The sequence below is a fragment of the Mesorhizobium sp. M7A.F.Ca.ET.027.02.1.1 genome (genome assembly GCF_004022985.1).
GTDB lineage: Bacteria > Pseudomonadota > Alphaproteobacteria > Rhizobiales > Rhizobiaceae > Mesorhizobium.
In genome coordinates this window covers 1-7709 of record NZ_RZOL01000294.1, presented here as the reverse complement: position 1 = coordinate 7709, position 7709 = coordinate 1, and the positions used below count along the sequence as shown (strand labels likewise).

The following is a 7709-nucleotide window of genomic DNA, read 5'->3' as shown; positions in this document are numbered from 1 at the left end:
GGCATGGCCAATGCCTATGAAGCGGGTGCTGCCGGCCTGCCCTGCGCGGTGTTTCGCGGCTATCGCGGTGCTGGCCTCGCGGCGGTCAACCCGAACATCAAGTCGGTGACCTGTCCGTTCACCGGCGAGGTGCTGGCCGCTGTCCCTTCGATCCGGCCTGACGTCACCTTCATCCATGCCCAGAAGGCCGACAGGAAAGGCAATGTGCTGGTCGAGGGCATCATCGGCATTCAGAAGGAAGCGGTGCTGGCGGCCAAACGCGCTGTGGTGACCGTCGAGGAAGTCGTCGACAATTTCGACGATCTGCACCCCAATCTGACCGTGCTGCCGCGCTGGACGATCGCGGCGATATCGGTCGTGCCCGGCGGCTCGCATCCCTCCTACGCGCATGGCTACTATGCGCGCGACAATGCGGCCTATCTCGAATGGGACGAGATCGCCGCCGACCGCGAGAAATTCCAGGCGTGGATGCAGGTCTACGTGATCGAGAAGAGCGCCGACGATTTCGCGGCCCGGGTCGAGCATTTGAGGAAAGCGGCATGAGCGACAATCCGGGATTCACCCCCAACGAGATGATGACCATCGCCGCCAGCCGCGCGCTGCGCAACGACGATGTCTGCTTCGTCGGCATCGGCGCGCCATCGGCCGCCTGCAATGTGGCGCGGCTGACGCATGCGCCTGACATCACCCTGATTTACGAGAGCGGCACGATCGGCACCGCGCCTGACGTGCTGCCGCTGTCGATCGGCGACGGCGAATTGTGCGAGACCGCTATCACCACCGTCGCGGTGCCGGAGATGTTCCGCTACTGGCTGCAGGGCGGCCGCATCTCGATCGGCTTCCTTGGTGCGGCGCAGCTCGACAAGTTCGGCAACATCAACACCACCATCATCGGCGACTATTTCCATCCCAAGACCCGGCTGCCCGGCGGCGGCGGCGCGCCGGAGATCGCGACGTCGTCGAAGGAGATCTACATCACCATGGCGCAGACCAAGCGCGGCATGGTCGAGAAGATCGACTTCTTCACCTCCTTCGGCCATGGCGAGGGTGGTGACCATCGAAAACGGCTTGGCATAGACACCGCCGGCCCGACGCTGCTGATCACCGATCTTGCCATCTGGAAGCCGGATCCGGTGAGCAAGGAATTCACGGTCGTGTCGCTGCATCCCGGCGTGACCCGCCAGCAGGTGAAGGACACCTGTGGCTGGGCGGTTAAGTTCGCAGAGGCGCTTGACGAAACACCGGCGCCAAGCGAACTCGAACTCAAGACATTGCGCGACCTGCAGGCCCGCACCAAGGCGGCGCATGAGGGAACCGGAAAAGCAAAGGCTGCATGACATGGCCGAGGCCTATATCTGCGACTACATCCGCACACCGATCGGCCGCTTCGGCGGTTCGCTGTCTTCGGTACGATCAGACGATCTTGGCGCGATACCGCTGAGGGCATTGGTCGAGCGTAATCCCGGCATCGACTGGCAGGCTGTCGACGACATCGTCTATGGCTGTGCCAACCAGGCCGGCGAGGACAACCGCAACGTGGCGCGCATGGCGCTGCTGCTGGCAGGTCTGCCGAAAGAGATTCCCGGCTCGACGGTCAATCGCCTTTGCGGCTCCGGCATGGATGCGCTGACCATCGCAGCCAGAGCCATCAAGGCCGGCGAGGCGGAGCTGATGGTCGCGGGCGGTGTCGAATCGATGAGCCGGGCGCCCTTCGTCATGCCCAAGGCCGACACGGCGTTCTCGCGCAATGCCGAGATTTACGACACCACCATCGGCTGGCGCTTCGTCAACCCGCTGATGAAGAAGCAGTACGGTGTCGATTCGATGCCGGAGACCGGCGAGAACGTAGCGGAGGAGTTCGCCATCTCTCGCGCGGACCAGGACGCCTTTGCCGTGCGCAGCCAGGAGAAGGCGGTCGCGGCCCAAGCCAATGGAAGGCTGGCGAAGGAGATCACCTCAGTGACCATCCCGCAGCGCAAGGGCGATGCGATCATTGTCAGCAAGGATGAACACCCCCGCGCTGGCTCAACGGTCGAGGCGCTGGCCAAGCTGCCGACGCCGTTCCGCCAGGGCGGCACAGTCACGGCCGGCAATGCCTCCGGCGTCAATGACGGGGCGGCGGCGCTGATCGTCGCTTCCGAGGCGGCGGTGAAGACATATGGCCTGACCCCGATCGCCCGCATTCTCGGCGGGGCCGCCGTAGGTGTGGCGCCGCGCATCATGGGCATCGGCCCGGCGCCGGCGACGCAAAAACTCTGCGCGCGGCTTGGCCTGACGCCAAAACAGTTCGATGTCATCGAGCTCAACGAAGCCTTTGCCTCGCAAGGCATCGCCGTATTGCGCCAGCTTGGCATTGCCGAGGATGCGGAACACGTCAACCCGAATGGCGGCGCCATCGCGCTTGGCCATCCCCTGGGCATGTCGGGTGCCCGCATCTCCGGCACGGCGGCGCTGGAGCTTCGCGAACGTGGCGGCCGTTATGCGCTTGCCACGATGTGCATCGGTGTCGGCCAGGGCATCGCGATCGCGCTCGAACGGGTTTGATCGGCGGCCCTTGCTTGGCCGGCTAAGATCAAGAATCCGGTGCGCGGTTCAAATTTGACCACGTGGACAAAAGTCTGGCGTCGTTCCATACTTCCCCGTCTGACATTTTCACGAACAGCCGGCTCGACACGGCTGTCGAACAGAGGGGAATGCAATGGAAAACCGGAACAATAAATCGCAGATAAAACGCGAAGGGCTTTCGCGACGCAATGTGCTGGAGCTGGGCGCGCTCGGTTTGGCGGCAGCGATATTGCCAGGCGCAGCCTTCGCGGCGGACAAGAAGCTGAAGGTGGCGGCGATCTTCGCCACGCCGATCGAGGAGCCGTGGGACAACCAGATCCATGTCGCCTTGCAGAGGGCCGAGAAGGAACTCGGCATCGAATACAAATGGTCCGAGAAGGTGCAGACCGCCGATTTCAGCCGCGTCATGCGCGAATATGCGCAAGGCGGCTATGAGCTGGTGCTGGGCGATGCCTTCGCCGCCGAGCGTGAATCGCGCCGCACCGCCAAGCAATTCCCGAAGACCGCCTGGCTGTTCGGCTCCGGCGCCGGCCCGGCGGAACCCAATTTCGGCGTCTTCGACAACTGGATCCACGAGCCGGCCTATCTCTCCGGATTGATCGCCGGCAAGATGTCGAAGTCGGGCACGATCGGCGCCGTCGCGGCGATGGGCATTCCGGAAGTCAACCGGCTGGTCAACGCCTTCTTCGCCGGCGCTAGGGAGGTCAATCCCAACATCAAGAAGAAGGTCGCCTTCATCGGTTCCTTCTTCGATCCGCCGAAGGCCAAGGAAGCGGCGGTCGCGCAGATCGACGCCGGTGTCGACGTCATCTATGCCGAGCGCTTTGGCGTCATCGAAGCCGCGGTGGACAAGAAGATCCTTGCCATCTCCAACATGTCCGACCAGTCGAGCCTCGGTCCCGACACGGTCATCACCGGGCCGGTCTGGGATATGTATCCGACGGTCGAGCAGGCGATCAAACTGGTCAGGGCCGGCGTCTTCACCGCGCAGGACTATGGCGACTTCTCGCGCATGGCCAAGGGTGGCTCGCATCTGGCGCCCTACCACAAGTTCGACAAGACGCTGCCGGCGGACGTCAAGGAGCTGGTCGAGAAGAAGAAGGCCGAGATCCTCGAAGGCAATTTCCGGGTGGATGTGGACGAGAATACGCCGGTTTCGGATTGATTCTTTACCCTCCCCCTTGTGGGGGTGAGCGACCGGTTCGCCGCAGGCGAATTCATCGTGCCAGTGGCACGATGAAAGGCCAGCGAACGCTGGGACGCTGCGAAGCAGCGGGGACCCGGCAGGCTCGCCAGTTGTCAGCCCGGCCCTTCACAGGCTCGGGGCGTTCGAAGTCCGAAAAGCCAAGCAATTGGCTTTTCGCCCGCTGCGCGGACACTTCTCACCCCCACAAGGGGGAGCGTGAAAGAACCGCGCCATCTCTCCGCAGGAGCACCCTTGCCCGCCCCCCTCATCGAAATGCGCGGCATCACCAAGAGCTTCGGCGCCGTCAAGGCGAACGAGGCCGTTGATCTCAGCGTGGCACCCGGCGAGATCCTCGGGCTGCTGGGCGAGAATGGCGCCGGCAAGACGACGCTGATGAATGTGCTGTTCGGCGCCTATGCGCCCGATGCTGGGGAAATCCTCATCCAGGGCAAGCCGGTGCGAATCACCAGTTCCGCCGATGCGCTGGCCGCCGGCATCGGCATGGTGCACCAGCATTTTCACCTCGCGCCGCGGCTGACTGTGCTGGAAAATCTTTTGATCGGCATCCCCGGCAAGACAGGACGGATCGACCGCGCCGGCGGGCTGGCGCGGCTGGCCGAGATCGGCCGCCAGCATGGGCTGATGCTTGACCCGAACCTGCCGGTCTCGGCGCTGTCGGTCGGCGAGCAGCAGCGGCTCGAAATTGTCAAGGCTCTGTTTCGTGGCGCCAGGCTGCTGATCCTCGACGAGCCGACAGCGGTGCTGGCGCCAAGCGAGGTCGACGGGCTGTTTTCGGCGTTACGTTCTATGGCGGCGCAAGGTCTCGGCATCATCTTCATCTCGCACAAGCTCAACGAGGTGCGGGCGCTGACGCATCGCTGCACGGTGCTGCGGCATGGCCGCGTTGCCGGCCGCGTCGATGACCCGGCCAACACGACATCCTCGGAGATGGCAACACTGATGTGCGGCCATGAGATCGTGCCGCCGGCGCGGGGGCCATCGACGCCAGGTGCTGATGTGCTGACACTCGACGGCATTTCCACCTCGCATCATTCCGGCACGCCGCTGCGCGACGTATCGCTTGCCGTCCGTGCCGGCGAAATCCTCGGCATTGCCGGGGTGTCGGGCAATGGCCAGCGGGCGCTGGCGGAGGTGATCTCCGGGACACGTTCGCCGGATGCCGGCCAGATGACGTTTGCCGGCAGCAAGGTCACTCGGTTTTCGCCGCGCGAGGTGCAGGCGCTCGGGCTCGGACGTATCCCGGAAGACCGCATGACCACAGGGCTGGTGACCAATCTGCCGCTCGCCGATTCGATGGTGCTGCCTCGCATCGGCACCGCGGCGTTCAGCAGCAAGGGCCTGCTCAAGCGGGATGCGATCCGCGCCTTTGCCGAGGCGCAGATCAAGGCCTATGATATCAGGTGCCCTGGGCCGATGACCCAGGCCGGCGCATTGTCCGGCGGCAATCTGCAGAAGGCATTGTTGGCACGCGAGCTTGCCTTCGATCCGAAGGTGCTTGTTGTCTCGCAGCCGACGCGCGGGCTCGATATCGGCGCTGCGCGCTTCATCCACGAAAAGATCCTCGATATGCGGACCAAGGGCTGCGGCATCATCGTCATCGGCGAGGATCTCGAAGAGCTGCTGGTGCTCTGCGACCGCATCGCGGTGATGTATGAGGGCCGCATCGTCGGCACGCTCGACAGCGCCGATGCGACGATAGCGCGGCTCGGCTTGATGATGACCGGGGCGGAGGGGAGAGCCTAGATGGACCTTCTGGCGGCGCTGACCCCCACCCCTAACCCCTCCCCACAAGGGGGAGGGGGATGCTGCCGCGCGCCGCTCACACAGCTTCCGAGCCCAGACTTCTGCTGTTTTGTCGTGGTCAACGCCTGCGAAAGTTCCCCTCCCCCTTGTGGGGAGGGGCTAGGGGTGGGGGTCCCTCTTCGTCAGAATTCTTGTTCGACAGACAGAACAGAGGGTGCCGCCTAATGTTCCGCCTGGAAGCCCGCACAAGCACACCTGCCTGGTTCAACCTCGCTCTGCCATTGCTGGCGATCGGCGGGACGCTCATCCTATGCAGCGGCCTCATCGCGCTGGCCGGCGCCGGCGTGCTCGAAGCTTATGGCGTGATGTTCACGGCGTCGCTGGGCGACAGCTATGCGATCACCGAAACGATGGTCCGTGCAACACCGATGATCTTCACCGGACTGGCGGTCGCGGTCGCCTTCCGGGCCAAATTCTGGAACATCGGCGCCGAGGGCCAATTGCTGGCCGGCGCGGTGGCCGGCTGCTTCGTCGGTGCCATTCCAATGCCGGGACCACTCGCCATGGTCTTGATGGCGGTCGCCGGTGCCGCGGCGGGAGCCGCAGTCGCGCTGGTGCCGGCGACGCTCAGAGTAAAATTCAAGGTCGACGATGTCGTCAGTTCGCTGCTGCTCAACTCGGTCATCTATTATGCGCTGATGGCGCTGATCGAAGGCCCGTGGAAGGACTCCTTCAGCGGCTATCCGATCTCGCCGCCGATCGAGGATTCGGCCAATTTCCCGGTGCTGCTCGAAGGCACAAGACTGCATCTCGGCGTCGTCGCGGCGCTGATCGCGGCGCCGCTGATCTGGTTCCTGATCGTGCGCACGACGCTCGGCTTCAGGATCAGGGTCACCGGCGAAAACCCGGAAGCCGCCAGATATGGCGGCATCCATGTCGAGCGGGTGCTGATCTCGACGGCGCTGCTGTCCGGCGCGCTGGCCGGGTTGGCTGGCGTCGGCGAGGTCGGCGGCGTGCATTTCCAGGTGATGAGCGACATCTCGCCGGGCTACGGCTATTCCGGCATCGTCGTTGCCATGCTGGCGCGGCTCAACCCGCTCGGCGTGGTGCCGGCGGCGATCTTCCTTGCCGCCGTGATGACCGGCGCCGAGGCGATGTCGCGGGCGACCGGCGTTCCGGCCTTCCTCAGTGACGTCATCCAGGGCACCGCATTGCTTGCCATGCTGGTGGCGCTGCTGTTCACCGCCTATCGCATCCGTCGCGTCGGAGTTGCCCGATGAGCGCGGTATTCGAACAGATATTCCAGGTCGGCTTCCTGGCCGCGATCATCCGCATTGCCACGCCGCTGGCTTTCGCGACGCTCGGCGAAATGTTCTCGGAGCGGGCTGGCGTGCTCAATCTCGGCATCGAAGGCATCATGCTGTTGTCGGCGATGACCGGCTTTACCGCCGCCAGCCTCAGCGGCAGCCTGTGGCTCGGCGTGCTGGCTGCGGTGCTGACCGGCATGCTGATGAGTGCGCTGCATGCGCTGTTCACCGTGGCGCTCGGCCTCAGCCAGCATGTCTGCGGCATCGGCGTGACGCTGTTCTCGTCGGGCCTCGCCTATTTCCTCTACCGGCTGATCTTCGGCCAGCAGTCGGTGCCGCCCAACATCAAGGGGTTTCAGACGCTGCCGATCCCGCTTCTGTCGGACATCCCGGTGCTCGGGACGGCGGTGTTCAACCAGTTCGCGCTGGTCTACATGGCGATCCTGGCCATTCCGCTCGCCGCCTTCGTGCTCTATCGCACGCCATGGGGTCTGTCGGTGCGCATGGTCGGCGAAAATCCGCGGGCCGCCGATTCGGCGGGGATCAGTGTCATCGCCACGCGCTTCCAGGCAGTCATCCTCGGTGGTGCGCTGATGGGGCTGGCCGGCGCCTTCCTGTCGATGGCGCAGTTCAACGCCTTCACCTTCGGCGTCGTCTCGGGGCGCGGCTGGGTGGCGATCGCGCTGGTCGTGTTCGGCCGCTGGGATCCGTGGCGCTCGGCGGGCGCGGCGCTGCTGTTCGCCTTCGTCGATGCGCTGCAACTGCGCATGCAGGCCAGCGGGCTCGGGCACATTCCCTACGAGGCGTTCCTGATGCTGCCGTTCATCTTCACCATCGTCGCCATGGCTGTGATGTCGCGCAACGCGGTGGCACCGTCGGCGCTGCTC

At 64.6% G+C, this 7709-nt stretch carries 7 protein-coding genes; all 7 read left to right on the top strand.

Translation table 11 applies throughout. From position 1 onward, the window contains the following. Positions 1-543, top strand: a 543-nt coding sequence (locus EN749_RS25665; RefSeq protein ID WP_145991004.1) for a CoA-transferase, incomplete at its 5' end; no start/stop codon positions are given. Next, positions 540-1337: a CoA-transferase subunit beta gene (locus EN749_RS25660; RefSeq protein ID WP_127398818.1), complete on the top strand. Its 798-nt coding sequence runs from the start codon at positions 540-542 to the stop codon at positions 1335-1337. The genes EN749_RS25665 and EN749_RS25660, both read left to right, overlap by 4 nt. 1 nt (position 1338) lies before the next feature. After that, on the top strand, positions 1339-2544 hold the full coding sequence (gene pcaF, locus EN749_RS25655; RefSeq protein ID WP_128364210.1) for a 3-oxoadipyl-CoA thiolase: 1206 nt from the start codon (positions 1339-1341) through the stop codon (positions 2542-2544). Between the two features lie 154 nt (positions 2545-2698). Further along, positions 2699-3730: a BMP family protein gene (locus tag EN749_RS25650; protein WP_128308793.1), complete on the top strand. Its 1032-nt coding sequence runs from the start codon at positions 2699-2701 to the stop codon at positions 3728-3730. A 273-nt stretch (positions 3731-4003) separates the two neighbouring features. Next, a complete protein-coding gene (locus EN749_RS25645) occupies positions 4004-5515 on the top strand; it encodes an ABC transporter ATP-binding protein (RefSeq protein WP_128364209.1) in 1512 nt (503 codons plus the stop codon). A gap of 224 nt (positions 5516-5739) precedes the next feature. Further along, positions 5740-6795 (top strand): ABC transporter permease, encoded by a 1056-nt coding sequence (locus EN749_RS25640; RefSeq protein WP_127808761.1) that lies wholly within the window; start codon positions 5740-5742, stop codon positions 6793-6795. Further along, a partial coding sequence (locus EN749_RS25635; protein WP_145991003.1) for an ABC transporter permease occupies positions 6792-7709 on the top strand: 918 nt, incomplete at its 3' end. The genes EN749_RS25640 and EN749_RS25635, both read left to right, overlap by 4 nt.

What these genes read in the sequence shown, in the direction of transcription:
- EN749_RS25660 (WP_127398818.1), top strand. Translation starts at nt 540, where the DNA reads ATGAGCGACAATCCGGGATTCACCCCCAACGAGATGATGACCATCGCC.
- EN749_RS25640 (WP_127808761.1), top strand. Translation starts at nt 5,740, where the DNA reads ATGTTCCGCCTGGAAGCCCGCACAAGCACACCTGCCTGGTTCAACCTC.
- pcaF (WP_128364210.1), top strand. Translation starts at nt 1,339, where the DNA reads ATGGCCGAGGCCTATATCTGCGACTACATCCGCACACCGATCGGCCGC.
- EN749_RS25650 (WP_128308793.1), top strand. Translation starts at nt 2,699, where the DNA reads ATGGAAAACCGGAACAATAAATCGCAGATAAAACGCGAAGGGCTTTCG.